The 16,922-nt window shown below is 37.1% G+C and carries 21 protein-coding genes; 18 read left to right on the forward strand and 3 right to left on the reverse strand.

Features of this window, described 5'->3' with window-relative positions:
- Positions 1-109: 109 nt before the first annotated feature.
- The 3 genes from IEX94_RS18140 to IEX94_RS18150 all read left to right on the forward strand — a co-directional run bounded on the left by IEX94_RS18140 (position 110) and on the right by IEX94_RS18150 (position 1,940).
- On the forward strand, positions 110-424 hold the full coding sequence (locus IEX94_RS18140; RefSeq protein WP_229782791.1) for a hypothetical protein: 315 nt from the start codon (positions 110-112) through the stop codon (positions 422-424).
- 18 nt (positions 425-442) lie between these two features.
- On the forward strand, positions 443-1,273 hold the full coding sequence (locus IEX94_RS18145) for a hypothetical protein (RefSeq protein WP_188859471.1): 831 nt from the start codon (positions 443-445) through the stop codon (positions 1,271-1,273).
- Positions 1,274-1,841: 568 nt separating this feature from the next.
- Positions 1,842-1,940 carry a DUF2922 family protein gene (locus IEX94_RS18150; protein ID WP_308425627.1) on the forward strand — a complete coding sequence of 33 codons (99 nt, stop codon included), beginning with the start codon at positions 1,842-1,844 and terminating at the stop codon, positions 1,938-1,940.
- Positions 1,941-2,112: 172 nt separating this feature from the next.
- Here IEX94_RS18150 and IEX94_RS20420 read toward each other — a convergent pair whose 3' ends face one another.
- Positions 2,113-2,169: a hypothetical protein gene (locus IEX94_RS20420; protein WP_505818070.1), complete on the reverse strand. Its 57-nt coding sequence runs from the start codon at positions 2,167-2,169 to the stop codon at positions 2,113-2,115.
- A 277-nt stretch (positions 2,170-2,446) separates the two neighbouring features.
- On the opposite strand from IEX94_RS20420, the gene IEX94_RS18155 reads away from it, so the two are divergent.
- From IEX94_RS18155 to nagB, 8 genes are all read left to right on the forward strand, one after another.
- Positions 2,447-2,791: an immunity protein CdiI family protein gene (locus IEX94_RS18155; protein WP_188859472.1), complete on the forward strand. Its 345-nt coding sequence runs from the start codon at positions 2,447-2,449 to the stop codon at positions 2,789-2,791.
- A 27-nt stretch (positions 2,792-2,818) separates the two neighbouring features.
- Positions 2,819-3,451, forward strand: a complete 633-nt coding sequence (locus IEX94_RS18160; RefSeq protein ID WP_229782792.1) for a DUF3885 domain-containing protein — start codon at positions 2,819-2,821, stop codon at positions 3,449-3,451.
- A 156-nt stretch (positions 3,452-3,607) separates the two neighbouring features.
- Positions 3,608-4,087, forward strand: a complete 480-nt coding sequence (locus IEX94_RS18165; protein WP_188859477.1) for a YrvL family regulatory protein — start codon at positions 3,608-3,610, stop codon at positions 4,085-4,087.
- Between the two features lie 26 nt (positions 4,088-4,113).
- Positions 4,114-4,428 carry a hypothetical protein gene (locus IEX94_RS18170; RefSeq protein WP_188859479.1) on the forward strand — a complete coding sequence of 105 codons (315 nt, stop codon included), beginning with the start codon at positions 4,114-4,116 and terminating at the stop codon, positions 4,426-4,428.
- 38 nt (positions 4,429-4,466) lie between these two features.
- A complete protein-coding gene (locus IEX94_RS18175; RefSeq protein WP_188859481.1) occupies positions 4,467-4,751 on the forward strand; it encodes a hypothetical protein in 285 nt (94 codons plus the stop codon).
- A gap of 52 nt (positions 4,752-4,803) precedes the next feature.
- On the forward strand, positions 4,804-5,256 hold the full coding sequence (locus IEX94_RS18180; RefSeq protein WP_188859483.1) for a hypothetical protein: 453 nt from the start codon (positions 4,804-4,806) through the stop codon (positions 5,254-5,256).
- A gap of 700 nt (positions 5,257-5,956) precedes the next feature.
- Positions 5,957-6,835, forward strand: a complete 879-nt coding sequence (locus IEX94_RS18190; RefSeq protein WP_188859487.1) for a YxiH-YxzG fusion protein — start codon at positions 5,957-5,959, stop codon at positions 6,833-6,835.
- Positions 6,836-7,090: 255 nt separating this feature from the next.
- A complete protein-coding gene (nagB, locus tag IEX94_RS18195) occupies positions 7,091-7,819 on the forward strand; it encodes a glucosamine-6-phosphate deaminase (RefSeq protein WP_188859488.1) in 729 nt (242 codons plus the stop codon).
- 62 nt (positions 7,820-7,881) lie between these two features.
- Here the strand turns inward: nagB and IEX94_RS18200 are convergent, their stop codons facing one another.
- Together IEX94_RS18200 and IEX94_RS18205 are read right to left on the reverse strand one after the other, a co-directional pair.
- A complete protein-coding gene (locus tag IEX94_RS18200; protein WP_188859490.1) occupies positions 7,882-8,265 on the reverse strand; it encodes a hypothetical protein in 384 nt (127 codons plus the stop codon).
- Between the two features lie 85 nt (positions 8,266-8,350).
- Complete coding sequence (locus IEX94_RS18205; RefSeq protein WP_188859492.1) at positions 8,351-9,421, reverse strand: C40 family peptidase; 1,071 nt, start codon at positions 9,419-9,421, stop codon at positions 8,351-8,353.
- Between the two features lie 493 nt (positions 9,422-9,914).
- On the opposite strand from IEX94_RS18205, the gene IEX94_RS18210 reads away from it, so the two are divergent.
- From IEX94_RS18210 to IEX94_RS20425, 7 genes are all read left to right on the forward strand, one after another.
- Entirely contained in the window at positions 9,915-10,679 is a 765-nt protein-coding gene (locus IEX94_RS18210; protein ID WP_188859495.1) for a YveK family protein, read from the forward strand.
- A complete protein-coding gene (locus IEX94_RS18215) occupies positions 10,654-11,355 on the forward strand; it encodes a CpsD/CapB family tyrosine-protein kinase (RefSeq protein ID WP_188859497.1) in 702 nt (233 codons plus the stop codon). Before IEX94_RS18210 ends, IEX94_RS18215 begins: the two co-directional genes overlap by 26 nt.
- A 226-nt stretch (positions 11,356-11,581) precedes the next feature.
- The gene (locus IEX94_RS18220) at positions 11,582-12,346 is read left to right on the forward strand and encodes a tyrosine-protein phosphatase (RefSeq protein ID WP_188859499.1); all 765 of its coding nucleotides are present in this window, start codon (positions 11,582-11,584) and stop codon (positions 12,344-12,346) included.
- 334 nt (positions 12,347-12,680) lie between these two features.
- Positions 12,681-14,510, forward strand: coding sequence for a polysaccharide biosynthesis protein (locus IEX94_RS18225; protein WP_188859501.1), 1,830 nt, complete (start codon positions 12,681-12,683; stop codon positions 14,508-14,510).
- A 77-nt stretch (positions 14,511-14,587) separates the two neighbouring features.
- The gene (gene galU, locus IEX94_RS18230; protein WP_188859503.1) at positions 14,588-15,472 is read left to right on the forward strand and encodes a UTP--glucose-1-phosphate uridylyltransferase GalU; all 885 of its coding nucleotides are present in this window, start codon (positions 14,588-14,590) and stop codon (positions 15,470-15,472) included.
- Positions 15,473-15,623: 151 nt separating this feature from the next.
- Positions 15,624-16,766, forward strand: coding sequence for a DegT/DnrJ/EryC1/StrS family aminotransferase (locus tag IEX94_RS18235; protein ID WP_188859507.1), 1,143 nt, complete (start codon positions 15,624-15,626; stop codon positions 16,764-16,766).
- A gap of 1 nt (position 16,767) precedes the next feature.
- On the forward strand, positions 16,768-16,884 hold the full coding sequence (locus IEX94_RS20425) for a sugar transferase (RefSeq protein ID WP_188859509.1): 117 nt from the start codon (positions 16,768-16,770) through the stop codon (positions 16,882-16,884).
- The last annotated feature ends 38 nt before the right edge of the window (positions 16,885-16,922 follow it).

Here is a 16,922-nt window from a genome sequence, read left to right on the forward strand (position 1 = left end):
CTGAATTAGTTTGAAATAGATGACCTGGAATAATGTGCTAGTTTACATTGGTAGCACAAAATTAAATGAGATTGAATTCTTTGATTTTAAAGAAGTGAAGGGTAGTGGAATGGATAACAATAAAACGCTATTAGCCTTGTATCTGGCATACATGAGGCTTGTGGTTGAATATGGGAAATATACGCTTCCTTTTGGAATAGATTCCTTCGTGAAAAATGAAATTGATAAGGGTACTGTTAAAGTAACGTTTAAGGAAGTCGAAAAATATATACTATCAATCTCTAAACAAATATTCTTTGCAACTATCTCAGAAAACTTAAACTATCTCTCTAATCTTGATACATATCATGTAATAGACTTAACTAAACCTTTACTCACGCCAGAAAAGTACAATCGTTTATTAGCTGAAGTGATGACTAAGTAGTGAATAGCCTGTAAGAGAGTGATTACAGAAAAATCAAGTTTTTATTTTAGCTTGTTTCTCTTTAACGTTTTAACGTGTTGGAAGTCTCTTAAAAACAATGTGGGGTGGGGGGACATCTCGAATTTTGAACGGTTAGATAAGGTAGACAAAATACTGTTGTCTTCAGGGGATTTAAAGCGATTAGATGAATGGTGGCTTAATATTCACGATGGAGCATTCAATGAATTTCGTCCCGTGATCGAAGAGGGAGTAATATTATTAGAAATGCACCCAAATATGGCATTCGACCAATCGTTTATTGATGCAAACAATTTAACCTCATTGTCATTTTTATTATACTTTAAACAGCTCGATGATGTACGAGTATATTATGAAATTTACCAATTTACTGGTGAAGATCAAATTAAATATATTTTAAAAGCCACTAAGAACTACAGGGAACTAAAAAGTGAATTAAATATATACTCCGATAATAAACTTATACAAAAAACTGAGAATGCAATCAGATTCTTAGATACAATAACAACTAGTCATATTGCTTTGATGAATTATATGGAATTATATCGAGACGTAAAAGAGAGAGTGTCTTATGAATCTAAACGTAAAAAAGTAACTAAGAGAAGAAAAAAAAGAAAGAAGAATACTCGATCAATCACAATTAAAGTTTATAACGTGAACATCCCACCTGTTCCTGTCAGTGAAAAAGAAAAAAAGGCATATCGACGAATGAAAGAGTCTTGGACAGTAAGAGGTCATTGGAGAACATTGCCATCTGGAAGAAAGACATGGGTAAGGAATCATGTAAAAGGAAATAAGAAAAAGTTAGAACCCAACACATACCATTTTTGAATACTTTGCATTTCAATAAGCATGCACTGATGAGCTAAAGGGTTGCTATCATTGCAATTGTATTTTGGTGATTTATCCACAAAACTCTTATTTCTACTATGTTTCCCAAAAATAAACTCGTCTCACTTAAAACAAAACATTTCCTATTTCCGTTAAAATAATTTTTTCCGATTCAGAAGCTGATCCAAAATAATATCCGTAAGAGTAGGGGAGAAAAGAGCTCATCTTTCTCCTCTTTTTTCTTCCTATCCGCTCTCTCCTACCTCTTCAAATCAGCTATATATCAATCTTTATCCATCGTTTTTCAATCGGAATCCAATCATTTTCCAATCTCTTTTCAAGCCAATCTTTTCTCTCTATTTTCTTCTATCTACTATCTCTATTATCGGTGAAGTTTATTTTAAATCCTAAAAAACACCTCAAAAATGACTCGAAAACAGACCAATATTGAATCGTAAAAGGTCCGAAATCGAGGTTCCATCGGAAATCTTTATTTTAATCGAAACGGTGGAATGCGGGTTGGTGGGGGTGGGATTCGGAAAGGTAATTTTTAAATGAATATACGATCATTGCCCAGAACGCCTTCAACTCCAGTGGCGGTGACTTAGTTGCGAAACGAAGCGCCTGCATCGTTGAACAGATAACAGAAGATATCGAGATTTACTAAAATCTTAAACCAGAGGCCCCAATTGTTAAATAGGACGATTGGGGCCTCGTGCTATATCAAAAAAGGTGAATCATTCGCTTTCAAGAAGGAGAGATTAGTCATGGATGCGTGGCATTCGTTTATCGCGGAAGTTGGCTTCCCTCATGCTTAGAAGTGGGGGTATTACAGACCGTTAATACGTCATAAAAAATATTCCCAAGACGAAACTTTCACTTGGATAATATCGTATTAAGGATTAATATGAAATGACAAAGAATAGTAAAATTGAATTCTGTACTGGGAAAAAACCATCCTTTGAATAAAAATTTTATCGAATACTACCAGCAACACAAGCTAGGTTATTAAATGACATATTACTATTATTTAGCATCCTGTCAGAAAATGAGACTAGGGAATGGAATACGATATTCAACGGAGACGGATGAAAGGATTCTATTACTGCCAGCGGGGCATTTACTTACGATAAAGAAAGAACCAACTTTTATTTAAAACGGAGGTCAACTACCTTGAACTGTTGTTGTGATAGTGGAATAACAAATGATTTAAAAATCGAAGGAGATGTTGGGGCAGACCCGATTTGGTGTAATCGGTGCGGTTGCAATCTTGATATAGAAGACGTTCCCGTTTCCAATGAATTAGCAGAGGAATTGTCGGATTGGGCAAAGAGCTATGGGACATGGATAGATTGGGAACAAGATAAGTTGCTTCCCCACGGCAACCAATTGGAAAAAGAGGTTAATCAAAGAGGATATTTTTTAACAGGAAAAGTGAAACAAGAACTCGGTAGAAACTATAAAATAAAATTCATACCATCCGCGAGTGCAGGAATTTATAGTCATCATGAAAAATAATCTTGAGAGATGAGGGAGGACGAAGAAATGCATTTAAATAAATACATCCAAACGAACTTCCCAAGCCTAACTCTAAAACCAAATCTCACCTCCCAATGGAATCCAAGTATTCATCTCGAACTAGCCAAAGGATTCTGTCCAATTAAAGAGGAGAGTGACGAGCTGAATCCTGATTATTTTCATACTGTCTATCAGCAAGCTATCTCCCTATTTCATGATCTATTCTCGGCCGATGAGGAAATTATATTGGTAACGAATAGCTATCGGTATAAAAATGATAGAAGAAAGAACAGAAGGAAGCTTGGGGTATATCTTCATTATATAAATAGTAAAGACGTCCGTTTGCGTTTAACGCAAGCAACTTTACTTTATATGTTTGAGGATGACGAAGAGAAGGAAGAGAAGTGCACATCTCAATTCTCCTTACGATGTCGCAAGCAAGATATTCAGTATTCAACTTTAATAAAAGCAATTTGCAACCAGGATTTCCCGCCAGTGAAGCCAAGAATACATTATCCATTTAACTTGGATGCCCCGGATATATTTTTTATTAATACGACGAGAAATATTATATTTTACATTTATGATGATAGAGGGTGTGAGGTGATTGCGAAGAATAGTGAAGCGATTCGCCCTATCTATGAAAAATATGCAGACTAGATGGATGAAAGTTACCGGGAAGAGATCAATCAACACTTTACGTGGAAGATTAAATAGGAAGTCCTCGCTCGAATGAGTGGATACTTTCACGTGAAGAGAAGGTTACCATATTAAATACAGCATAAAGTTATTGAAAAAAGAAGGGGAACCAAAGTTATGCCAGAATCTAATGATGATTCATTTCGTAATATGAATAAAAAAGAAAAAATAGTTACAGTCGTAGGAATCGCGCTTCTTATTATCGTGGCGGTGGGTTTTGTGTTTGGGATTTATTTCTTCGGTCTTGCAGGCGTTTTTAAAGTGCTTGGTGTTCAGTATGATTCAAACTGGTCATTAGTTATTTTTGTTTTCAATTTGTTTGCGATCGGCCTTATTTTCGAATTGTTTACCAACGTAATATTCAAATTGTCCGTCCGAAATATGACAGGAAAAGCAAAAGTGCTTGTTATCCGATTTTTGATCGAGAGCACATCGAATTGGCTCGTCCTCTTCACTGTGGATGAGTTTATGAGCAGTATCACGCTATCTCTTAAAACAGAGATTATAATTGCAATCTTTATTGCCTTGTTCGAAATTGTATTGGAAGATAAAGATGAAGAAGATGAGGAAGAAACAATTAAAAATACCGAGGATTAAATTAAAAACACAAAGGGGAATTACATATGATGGGTTTGCTTAATGTTGCGAGTTTTGTTCTTGGACTCACTGCTTGGATCCTTCCTGCAATGAATCTAATGAGGTATAGAAGTAATAACAATAAGAATTGGATTACGCTTACCATGCTTAGTTTGAGTGCTTGTGCTATTTCGCTATGTCTCGAGATGTTTTACACTTATCATCTGGTGAGAATCGAGGACTGGACTGCTCTGATGAATACAGCAGGGGCGGTAGTTTTTGCTGCCACGGTTCTGCTTGTTGTTACCATTCTATTAAATACAATTACGCTGTTCGTATTCCGTGATAAAACAGCGAAGTAGGGAAATGAAGAATATATTATGTTGAGGAGCAACGTAACTTGCAGTATTTTAAATTTCTAATTCAAGAGTCTATATTATTTGGGTTGATTATAATAGTGAATTACTTTTACGATATTAACCTTGGCCCACCTTTCACAAAGACAGATGTAATAGCGAGCATCATATGCCTGTCTATTCTTGGCTATTTATTATTTTTGCTCTTTACGTTATTTAAACGTTTCGATAATATAGTATTAAAAAATACAATCATACTTTCTATCCCGAATTTTATTATAACGGCACTCGTTATTGGGATTATATTCTCGAGTGTTGGTATAAAGTGACGGCAACTAATGATACGCTTCTAATTTTAAAAGGTAAGAGAGGAAACCAGCTATGACCCAATATGTATACCTTGCTTCACCTATCAGGTTACCAATAGGTTCATTTGGACAGTCACCTTTGTCTCCTGAACAACCGAATGTCTTTAACAGTGAACTGGATTTCGCCCATTTATATTTTGAAAACAATTATGATAGCCAATTAAAACAGCGATTCTCATACAGTCCGCACTTTTCATTCAAGCATCAAGTAGCGGCAGATGCTCGTGACATCCCATTGAAACTTCAACTACAAGGGACTGCAGAAGAAGCGAAATGTTTAAGCATCCTGTATGCTTATATAGAAGAAGCCCTCCAAGCAAGCGGAGTTGTAGAGTATTTCACTAGTTTGAATGGAAAAGAGGACTCGGCGCTTTCGAAAAAGCGCCAAATCCGCTGGTCAGATATAAAAGACCCTTATGATTTAGTCATAGATGACCTTGAGTTTTGGGAGATCACTTTATCATAATTCAACTTTCGCACTGATAAGCTTCATAAAATTGCTCTACATGACTGTACCGAGAAGACTTTAAATAGTACACCTAGCTCGATATAATGAACGGACAGCTTCAGCAGCGAATTTAAGCAAGGTGAGTGTTTTCAGCCCGAGTGAACTAGTATCTTGTTCAAACGGGAATGGGACTCCTCTATTCACTCGAACGAACTGGAATCTGCTTCATTCGATCGATTAGAACCTTTCTATTCATTCGAACGAACTGGAATCTACTTCATTCGATTGATTAGAGCCCCGCTATTCACTCGAATGAACTGGAATCTGCTTCATTCGATCGATTTGAACTCTGCTATTCATTCGAACGAACTGGAATCTACTTCATTCGATTGATTAGAGCCCCGCTATTCACTCGAATGAACTGGAATCTGCTTCATTCGATCGATTTGAACTCTGCTATTCATTCGAACGAACTGGAATCTACTTCATTCGATTGATTAGAGCCCCGTAATTCACTCGAATGTCTGGAATCACCTTCAAACGAGTCATTAGAACCCTATTGAGGTATTGGGATCGTATCCATAACTATAATGAATTGCTGGTTTCACTAATTATACGAGAGAGTAGTTTACTGTTTCAGCTGCGAAAGTTGAAATAATAATATTTCGATTCATAAATGTATTTTTTAGTCAGGGTGATGAAAATAGAGAAGTTAATATTGGAAAAACATATAGACTATTCCTCACGTCTAAATTTCATATCCGGCCATGTAGCAAGAGACGGCACATTAATCTTAATCGAAAGTGATATAGAAGAACTCGATTTCTTCAGACGACCGGTTGTAAAAAATAATTGGTTCATCAAGCTGATAAAAGATGGCAGGATAGAAACTGTCGAATTAAAAAATGTTCCGCTTATCCCGACGGAAGTAGACATCTTTTCAGATGGTACGTTGCTTCTTGTCCAAAGCCGTTGTCTAAAGGAAGGTACATCTATTGAACGAAATGCGAGAAGATATAATCCGAGCGGGCAATTAATTGATGCTTTTACGTTGGGTGACGGCATAGAGAGTGTACAAGTTGATGAAACTGACACGATTTGGGTAAGCTATTTTGATGAAGGGATATTTGGAAACTTTGGCTGGGAAGAGCCGATGGGCAGTGCTGGTGTTGTTGCTTATACAATAAACGGTGAACGGTTGTGGGATGCAAGTGATTATGGAATTATGGACTGTTATGCGCTAAATGTTGCGAGCTCAAAGGAAATATACTTCTATTATTATGATGACTTTTTTCTCGTGCAACTGAATGAGCGGAAGGAATCGATTCGTTATCGTGTTAATAGCCGCCATCATACGTTGCAGCAATTTGTGTTAGACGAGAAGGGATTAATTGGTCAAATAGATGGGCAAAAGCTGATGCGCTTCCGAAAAACATTCCGAAAGTTTACTCCAAAGGAAGAACTGCGAGTTGTGGACGAAAAAGGGAAGCGTATTATTGGGCCAGTGTTTATGCGCGGGGATTACATTTATGCATATGGAAAAGGCGGGATATACAAAAGAAGGGTATCTACAGTAAAGAATGCTTCGCTAAAATAACTGGAACTGCCATTCCCAGAAAAAGAACAAATCCCAGCACAGTGCCACTTCCCGATTAGAGAAGCAACATTTTTACAAAAAAACCTACAAAATATCTAGGCAAATATTAAAATTTCGTGTACACTTAAAAAGTATTTTTTCATATGTATAACAAAAAAGATTTTCTATACATGATGAATTAGATATAATAGTAATGATGTTGGTTGAAATCCAATGTTTAGATGTTAAGACTCATCCTTTAGGAGGAATGAAGAAATGAAAATTGTGAAAGTGAAAGATTATGAGGAAATGAGCAGAAAAGCTGCTGAAATCGTAGCCGAGCGTATGAACGCGATTGAAAATCCGGTCATTGGCCTTGCAACTGGCTCGACTCCAGAGGGTATGTATGAGATTCTGATTGACAAATATAACAAAGGTGAAATTGATTTTGCAAATACAACGACATTCAATTTAGATGAATATGTTGGTATCACAGACGATGACCCGAACAGCTACCATTACTTCATGGATAAGCATCTGTTTGATCATGTCAATATTCAAAAAGAAAAAACTCATGTTCCAAGTGGTATGGCGGATGACTTAGACAGAGAATGCCGTGAATATGAAGAAGCTATTAAAGCTGCAGGTAACATCGACCTTCAATTACTTGGTATTGGCAATAACGGCCATATCGGCTTCAACGAACCAGGTACACCTGTTGACAGCAGAACTCATATTATTGGACTTAAAGAGGAGACGATTCAAGCGAATGCCCGCTTCTTTGATTCCATTGATGAAGTTCCGACAAAAGCAATTACAATGGGAATTGGCACGATTCTTGATAGTAAAGAAATCCTCATGATTATCTCTGGTGAAAACAAAAGAGACGCTGTGACCAGCCTTCTTAAAGGTACAATCTCAGAAGACATCCCAGCATCCGCTTTACATAACCATCCGAATGCAACGGTTATTATAGATGAAGCGGCTTGGGGAGATAATGAATAATAAATGTTACGATGAAAAAAGGCTATTGTCCAGACAATAGCCTTTCTCTTACCCTGAAAAAGTTAAACACGCTTAGCGATCAACACCTTTGAATACTGCCGCACGACCAAATCCTCCAATTGATCTGCCCGGAGTAAACCGAGCTCAATCGCCGCTTTAATCTTCGCTTTATCCGGCCGCCGGACTATCTCAATCAAATCTTCCATTCGCAGCTCCTCCAACCGACGAACCGTTCGCTCTTCATCAAACTTCTCCGTTTTCCGTATCTGTCGCTTCAATTGATATCCATCTCGAATAAACTCTCCAGTTTGATTCTCGCCAACCAATTCGTCAAAAGCTTTATTGAACTCCTTTTTCAGTTCACCTAATTCCTGCTCGATTTCTCGTTTCATTTCCTGTAGGTTATAAAACCGCGCCAGCTTGTCTACATTTAGCTTATTATCCATTTGACATGCCCCCTGTCACCATTCTATTGCTAACAGGTGTAGAATATTCCACAAAAAAAGACCTCCCATTTGGAAGGTCTGGCTTTTAATAAAATCGCTTATAGCTATCGAAGTGCTTACTCCAATAAGAGTCATTCAAGTTTGTGATGGTGACACCAGTTGATGATCCTGCGTGGATGAACTGGTTGTTTCCGATATAGATTCCCATATGGGAAATTCCGGCTTTATACGTGCCGGAGAAGAATACAAGGTCTCCAACCTGAGGTGTATTTACATAAAACGAACGGTCAAAGTATCCTTGCGTTGATGTCCGGCTAATACTCATCCCAGCATTTTTGTACGCATAATAAATGAATCCACTACAGTCGAATCCGCTAGGTGAGGAGCCACCCCACACATACGGTACGCCAATTTGGCTTCGAGCGGTGCTAATTAGTGTGTCTACATTATAGCCAACATTATTTTTAGGTTGCTCTTTCGGTTTATTATTGGAAGGTGGAGTTGATTTACTTCCGTTAATATTTAACTTCTGTCCGATATAAATCATGTCAGAAGATAAGTTGTTCCAGCTCTTTAAGTTTGCAACAGACACTCCGAACTCTTTTCCAATGCGTGATAATGTATCACCAGACTTAACAACGTAAACAGTGGCGTTCCCTGTCTTTGGTTTACTAGGAGTTTTCTTTCCAGAATTTGAATTCTTCGGTGGTGTTGTATTACCTGAATTTCCCGGATTTTTTACATAAAATACGTTTCCTGGGTAGATGAGCGTAGTATTCAGATTGTTCCACTTCATTAGGTTCTGCAGAGAAATGCCGTGGCGTGAAGCAATTCCACTCAATGTGTCTCCTGCCTTTACCTTATATGTATTAGCGGAACCACTATTTGAGTTGTTATTTTTGTTAGAGTTGTTTGGCTTCGATGGAGTTGCTGAACCGGATGTTTCGATTATTTGGTTCGGATAAATAATATCAGATGTTAATTTGTTTAACTTCTTTAATGTCGCTACATTCGTATTGTACTTTTGTGCAATCGACCATAGAGAATCTCCTGATTGTACCTTATGCGATGCTGCAGATGCTTCGTCCGCTCCAAATAGTGCCGCTGCAATCGCTGCTCCTGCTGTTACTGACATGTAGATTTTCTTTTTTGCCAATTAAAAGTCCTCCCTATCATATGTTGTATCATTTACAAGAATCATCATCTGAAAAGATTGTCGTATTTATTTGTGAATTGCTAGCTAGGTATTGAAAATTAGAAATAACTACCATCTATTATAGCGTAAAATCTCTAGTTTGATAGAAGATTAATGGATTTGTAATCTCTTTGTAATATAAGGGAGAAACATCGGAGAGGGCATTGAGGTAGAATTAATGGAATAACTAGATTAAACGTTTATTTCGCAACTATTTCCACCCAATAAAAACCTCTAATCTATGGGAAACAAGTGAGTGCCTTTTCTATATAATTCCAACCGGATCATCTAGCTGCCTAGCAAACTCTGAAACAATTCTAAAAAAACCCCTACTTTTTTCCCGGTTATGTGTTATAATCACATATTGTAAAGTTTAAAGTATAAATTTAATTAAATAATATTAGCGATAACTACCGCAAAAAGTAGAATACTAAAGGAATATGGAGGTAACACCATGGAGGAAACAATTTCCTTAAAGGAAATATTTGAGGTAATCAAGCAGCGCATCCTGCTTATTTTGGCAATTACACTTGGTGCTGCTGTGGTAGCAGCAGTTATAAGTTATTTTGTGCTCACTCCGACTTATCAATCTAGTTCACAGTTTATTGTTAACCAAAGTGCACAGGAGCAAGAAGTTCCATACAATGTTAACGATATTCGGGCAAACGTCGAAATTATAAATACTTACAACGAGATTATTAAAGCTCCGGCAATTTTAGGAGAGGTCATCGATGAACTTAATTTACCATACACGGTTGCAACCCTTGCTCAAAATATAAGTGTTGCCAATGCAAATGAATCACAAGTCGTAACAGTGACAGTAACAGATGAGAATCCAGCAACAGCAGTGGATATCGCAAACACAACCGTTGCTGTCTTCCAAGAGAAAATTCAAGAATTCATGAACGTAGATAATGTGGGAGTGTTAACAGAAGCTGAACTAAGCGCGAATCCATCACCAGTGGCACCTACTCCGATTTTGAATATCGCAATTGCGGTAGTTCTTGGATTGATGGTCGGGGTTGGTATAGCGTTCTTGCTAGCGTATCTTGATAATTCTGTTACGACAGAAGACGATGTAGAAAAGCATCTTGGGTTACCGGTGCTCGGTGTTATCTCGCATATTAATCCGGAAGATGTCCGGTCAAATCACATGAGTTTCCAGACGAACAGACAGAAGAGAGGTGGATTTAATGCTGCGCAAAAAGAATCAGTCTAAAGTAAGCAGTAATGTCCGTCACTTAATTACAAAAGTAAATCCGAAATCGCCTATTTCTGAGCAATATCGTACAGTGAGAACAAATATGCAATTCTCTTCCGTTGATAATGATTTGAAATCATTTCTTGTCACCTCATCAGGTCCAGCAGAAGGAAAGTCATCAACAACCGCAAATTTGGCTATTGTTTATGCTCAACAAGGAAAGCGTGTTTTACTTATTGACGCTGACTTGAGGAAGCCAACAATGCATTATACGTTCCGACTTGATAATTTACGTGGATTAAGTAATGTCCTTGTTGGGGAAATCTCACTCGAAGAAGCAGTGAATGGTACGGATATCGATACACTTGATGTGATGACTTGTGGTCCGATTCCCCCGAACCCATCCGAATTGCTCGGTTCAAGGAAAATGGAAACTCTTTTAAAAGAAGCAAAATTAAGCTACGACCTCGTAATATTTGATACGCCACCTGTACTTGCGGTAACTGACGCACAGATTCTAGCTAATATAGTAGATGGTTCAGTACTTGTTGTCCGAAGTGGAAGTACAGAAATTGAGCCAGCTCAAAAGGCGAAAGAGGCTCTAATCCCGGCGAAAGCGAAATTACTTGGTGTAGTTCTAAACGATCGGGAGAAAAAAGCATCTAATTATTATTACTATTATGGTACGAACTAAATAAAGCTCCTTCCTTTCGCGGAATCGGCGATAGAGGGGGCTATTTTTGTGTGGGTTGTGGAAATGAATTACATGATATTTCAAAAATGTTAAGTTTCATTGAAAAATATCAAAACTTGACAAACTTTGCTATAATGGTATATCAAATAATTGATTTGCGCGTAGATTAACAATACAATTTAGTATTGGTTAATTTGAATAGAATGATAGAAGGGGAGTGACCATAATGATTGATATTCATTCACATATTCTTCCTGGTATAGATGATGGAGCCCAAACTGAAGCAGATAGTCTAAAGATGGCAAGAGCTGCGGTTAAAGAAGGAATTACTACAATTGTTGCGACTCCTCATCACCGGAATGGAAAATTCGATAATGAACGGAATAATATCATTCGCTGGGTAGAAACGTTAAATGAATTAATTATAAGTGAAGGTATTCCACTTACTGTACTTCCAGGCCAGGAAACACGGATTAATGGCGATATGATTGCTGAACTGGAGAATGAGATTATCTTGCCTATTAACAATTCAAAGTATGTGTTTGTAGAATTCCCTTCTGCCCACGTTCCACGTTATACTAGTCAGATGCTATTTGATATTCAAGTTGCTGGATATATACCGGTCATTGTTCATCCAGAACGAAACCAAGAGTTAATTGAACACCCAAACAGACTCTATGAGTTTGTGAAAAAGGGTGCTCTAACGCAGGTTACAGCAGCGAGTGTTGTAGGAAAGTTCGGGAAAAACATTCAGAAATTCAGTAGACAGATCATTGAATCTAATTTGGCTCATTTTATCGCTTCAGATGCTCATAATACAACGACAAGAGGTTTTGTGATGAATGAAGCATTTCAATTGATTCAGAATGATTACGGTAATGATTATGTATATATGTACCTTGAGAATAGTGAATTGCTGATAGATAACAAGAATGTGAATCGTGTGGAACCATCAAATATTAAAAGAAAAAAGTTCCTTGGTCTATTTTAGTATGACCAAGGAACTCTCCCTGTGAATTGCTTAGGTAAGTATAAAACTATGCCAAAATTTACTTTGCAAAACTTATATACACGGGTGTCAAAATAAAGTCACAAACCTTATAAAAAATAAACGGCAAAAGTCACTTTAAATATGACTGCTAATTTAATAGAGTGGTGTAGGATTACTTTGCTAGGTAGACTCTATGTGGTAAAAATAAGTATTTACTATTGAATTCGGAATCCGACTTTAGTGCTATTACATAACAGGCGAAAAGCTACTAAGTTTTTTACATAAAATAAACTAACTGACATGACGGCTTAAACCTCATGAGAAAGGAGAACTCATGTCCTATTCAAAGCGTTTATCATTGCTCTTCTTACTTGATACACTGATTGTTGCAACAGCAATATTCGTTGCGGCTTGGATTGTTTATCCCGCGTATACTGACATACTTACTTCAAATGCAATTATTACATCCGCTATCGCACTCGTCATCTTTCATCATTTATTCGCAGCAGTTTTTAAACTTTATAATAAAGTGTGGTCTTATGCAAGTGTCGGGGAATTGGTCGCTATCGTTAAAGCTGTAACGCTTACTGTTGTTTCAGCTGGGATGGTACAACTTGTATTAAATGACTTCTCAATTTTACGACGTGCTTTAATTGTTACTTGGCTCTTGCACATTATACTTATTGGAGGTTCTCGTTTTATATGGCGTATGTATAGAGATCGCCATATCAATCATAATAATAAATCCCAAAAACGGACTCTTGTGGTTGGTGCTGGAGCTGCTGGGGCAATGATCGTACGTCAACTGCAAAATGAACATAATACTGAACTAACACCAGTTGCGTTTGTTGACGATGATTTAAATAAACAGAAAATGGAAATGTATAACCTTCCAGTTGTTGGGTCTGTTAATGATATTCCGAGAATTGTCGAAGAATATAATATTGAACATATTGTAATTGCGATTCCCTCATTAAGAAATGGGGAACTAAAAAATATTGTTGAAGCCTGTGCAAGTACATCTGCCCAAGTGCAAATGATCCCGAAAATTGAGGACTTAATGACAGGAAGAATTACTGTAAGTAGTTTGAAAAACATCGAAGTAGAAGATTTACTAGGCCGTGAACCTGTTAAACTTGATATTAATGCCATTTCAGAATATGTAACTGGAAATACGGTAATGGTTACTGGAGCAGGCGGGTCGATAGGTTCTGAGATTTGCCGTCAGTTGATGCGGTTTTCGCCGAAAAAGATTCTCCTTGTTGGACATGGAGAATATAGTATTTACAATATTGATATGGAATTAAGAAAAGAAATTAGTGATAATCAGACGGAGATTGTTCCCATAATAGGTGACGTTAAAGATAAGAAGCGTATGTTTGATATTGTCAGAGAACATCTACCAGCAATTATTTATCATGCAGCGGCTCATAAGCATGTTCCATTGATGGAATATAATCCTCATGAGGCTGTGAAAAATAATATTATTGGTACGAAAAATGTCGCAGAAGCTGCGGACAAGTTCTATGTAAGGACGTTTGTTCTTGTATCGACGGATAAAGCGGTTAACCCAACGAATGTGATGGGAGCTTCCAAACGTGTTGCTGAAATGGTTGTGCAGAATTTAGCTAAGCAGAGTGATACGAAGTTTGTGGCTGTCCGTTTTGGTAATGTGCTTGGGAGTAGGGGGAGTGTTATCCCGCTTTTCCGTAAACAAATTGAAAATGGCGGGCCAATAACGATAACCCATCCTGATATTACGAGGTATTTTATGACAATACCGGAAGCATCGAGGCTTGTTATTCAGGCCGGAACATTGGCGCAAGGTGGAGAAATTTTTGTGTTAGATATGGGTGAGCCGGTGAAAATAGTTGACCTTGCGAAGAATTTGATTAAGTTGTCGGGGTATACGGAAGACGAAATAAGATTAGAATACTCTGGTTTGAGACCTGGTGAGAAAATGTTTGAGGAGTTATTGGGGGAGGATGAGGTTCTTCCCGGTGAGGTTTATGAGAAAATTTATGTTGGTAGAACTGTAGAAGTCCATCCAAGTCTGATTGATGAACTACTTGATGGATTTATAGAGTATGATCATGCACAGTTAAAAGAAGAACTGATGAACATAGTTTATTTAGAGCGTGAACAATTAGCAGTTCAAGTTTAAATTGATGCTAGTTCATTTTATTAACAAAGCGAAATAATACTTTATTTGAGATTACCAACCTTATGGAGGCATTTGAAATGAAAAAAGTAAAAAAGGCCATCATACCAGCTGCTGGCTTAGGGACAAGATTTTTACCCGTTACAAAAGCAATGCCTAAAGAAATGCTGCCAATTTTAGATAAGCCTACTATTCAATATATTGTGGAAGAGGCGATTGAATCTGGTATAGAGGACATTATTATTGTAACAGGTAAAGGAAAACGAGCTATTGAAGATCATTTTGACCATAATTATGAATTAGAACAAAATCTATTAAATAAAGAGAAATATGATGTGTTAGAAAAAGTTAATCACGCCTCTAATATTGATTTGCATTATATACGTCAAAAAGATCCAAAGGGACTGGGACATGCAGTTTGGTGTGCTCGGAAATTTATTGGAGATGAGCCCTTTGCAGTACTCCTAGGGGATGATATCGTACAGGCTGAGACCCCAGGTTTAAAACAATTGATTGAACAGTACGACGAAACAGGTAGCTCTGTTGTAGGTGTTCAGCAGGTTTCAGAAAATGAAACAGATCGGTATGGCATTGTTGATCCAGGTGAAAAAGAAGGCAGAAGATACAAAGTTAATAAATTCGTGGAAAAGCCAGCAAAAGGAACGGCACCTTCAAACTTAGCAATTATGGGTCGCTATGTTTTTACTCCTGAAATATTTGATCTTTTAAGTAAGCATGAGATTGGTGCTGGGGGAGAAATTCAATTAACGGATGCGATTGAAAAGCTAAACGAAATTCGAAGCGTATATGCTTATGACTTTGCAGGTAAACGATTTGATGTCGGGGAAAAAACTGGATTTGTGAAAACTACAATTGATTTTGCTTTAGAGGATCCAGAAATGAAAGATGAATTGTATTTATTCTTACAAGAAAAAATAGATCAAATGCAACAAAAAAGTAATTAAATAATACCAAATAAGATTTCTTGAAATTTCAAAAGTGTTTAATGTAGAACGTTAATTCAATAGTTAAAGAGATTAAGTAAAAATTAGTATTCCATAGATATTTTTAAGTCTTTTATTATAGAGTATAGCTCATGAAAGAGTGATAAATATTATGACAGCGAAGGTAGAAAAAAAGAGAATTTTTCTTTCATCTCCCCATATGAGTAATGAAGGTTACGAGCAACACTTTGTGCAAGAAGCATTTGATACCAACTGGATTGCACCCTTGGGAGAAAATGTGAATCAATTTGAAAAAGAATTAGCAGCTAAAGTAGGTTCTAAGGATGCCGCTGCACTGTCATCGGGGACAGCAGCAATCCACTTAGCACTTAAAGCTGCTGGAGTCGGAGAAGGAGATATTGTATTTTGTCCTAGTCTCACTTTTTCGGCGACCGCCAATCCAATCATTTATCAGAATGCTACCCCGGTATTTATTGATAGTGACTATAAAACTTGGAATATGAGTCCGGAGGCTTTAGAAGAGGCCTTCGAAAAATATCCTGAAGTTAAAGCTGTAATAGTTGTCCATCTATATGGCTTATCTGCAGATATGGATCGAATCATGGAAATCTGTGATAAACATAATGTGGCAGTTATAGAAGATGCAGCAGAGTCACTTGGTACATATTACAAAGGAAGACATACTGGAACAATTGGAGATTTTGGTATTTTTTCTTTTAATGGAAATAAAATAATTACGACTTCTGGCGGTGGCATGCTAGTCTCTGATAATGAAGAGATGATTGCAAAAACAAGGTTCTGGGCGACGCAATCAAGGGATAATGCAAGACATTATCAGCATAGTGAATTAGGTTATAATTACCGAATGAGTAATATTGTTGCTGGAATTGGTAGAGGTCAGCTCAAGGTGCTTGATGACCGAGTTGAAAAGAAACGCTATATTTTTGAATATTATAAAAGAGAATTAAGTAAACTAGAAGGTATTGAATTCATGCCCACTAATGAATGGGATGAGCCAAATTACTGGTTAAGTTCACTATTACTCAATAGTAAAGTACGACCTAATGAAATAATTGATACACTGGAAGAAGAAAATATTGAGTCTCGCCCAGTGTGGAAGCCAATGCATTTGCAACCATTCTTTAAAAAATATGATTATGTTGGAGAAAAAGTTTCAGAAAGATTGTTTGAGAACGGCGTTTGTCTACCAAGCGATACGAAAATGACTGACGAAGATTTAGAGAGAATCTGTAAAATAATAAAACAAATTCACGAGGAAAGGTTACGTGGATGAAATGTATTTAAAAATTAAAAGAGTTCTAGATTTTATTATGTCCTTGATTTTACTAATAATCGTATCCCCGCTTTTAATCATAGTAGCTATTCTTATTAAATTAGATTCAAAAGTGTAAAGCTCCACATTGTTCCATCTAAAACACTTGCTAATTGT

Source organism: Oceanobacillus indicireducens (genome assembly GCF_014647195.1).
Classification (GTDB): Bacteria; Bacillota; Bacilli; order Bacillales; family Amphibacillaceae; genus Oceanobacillus; species Oceanobacillus indicireducens.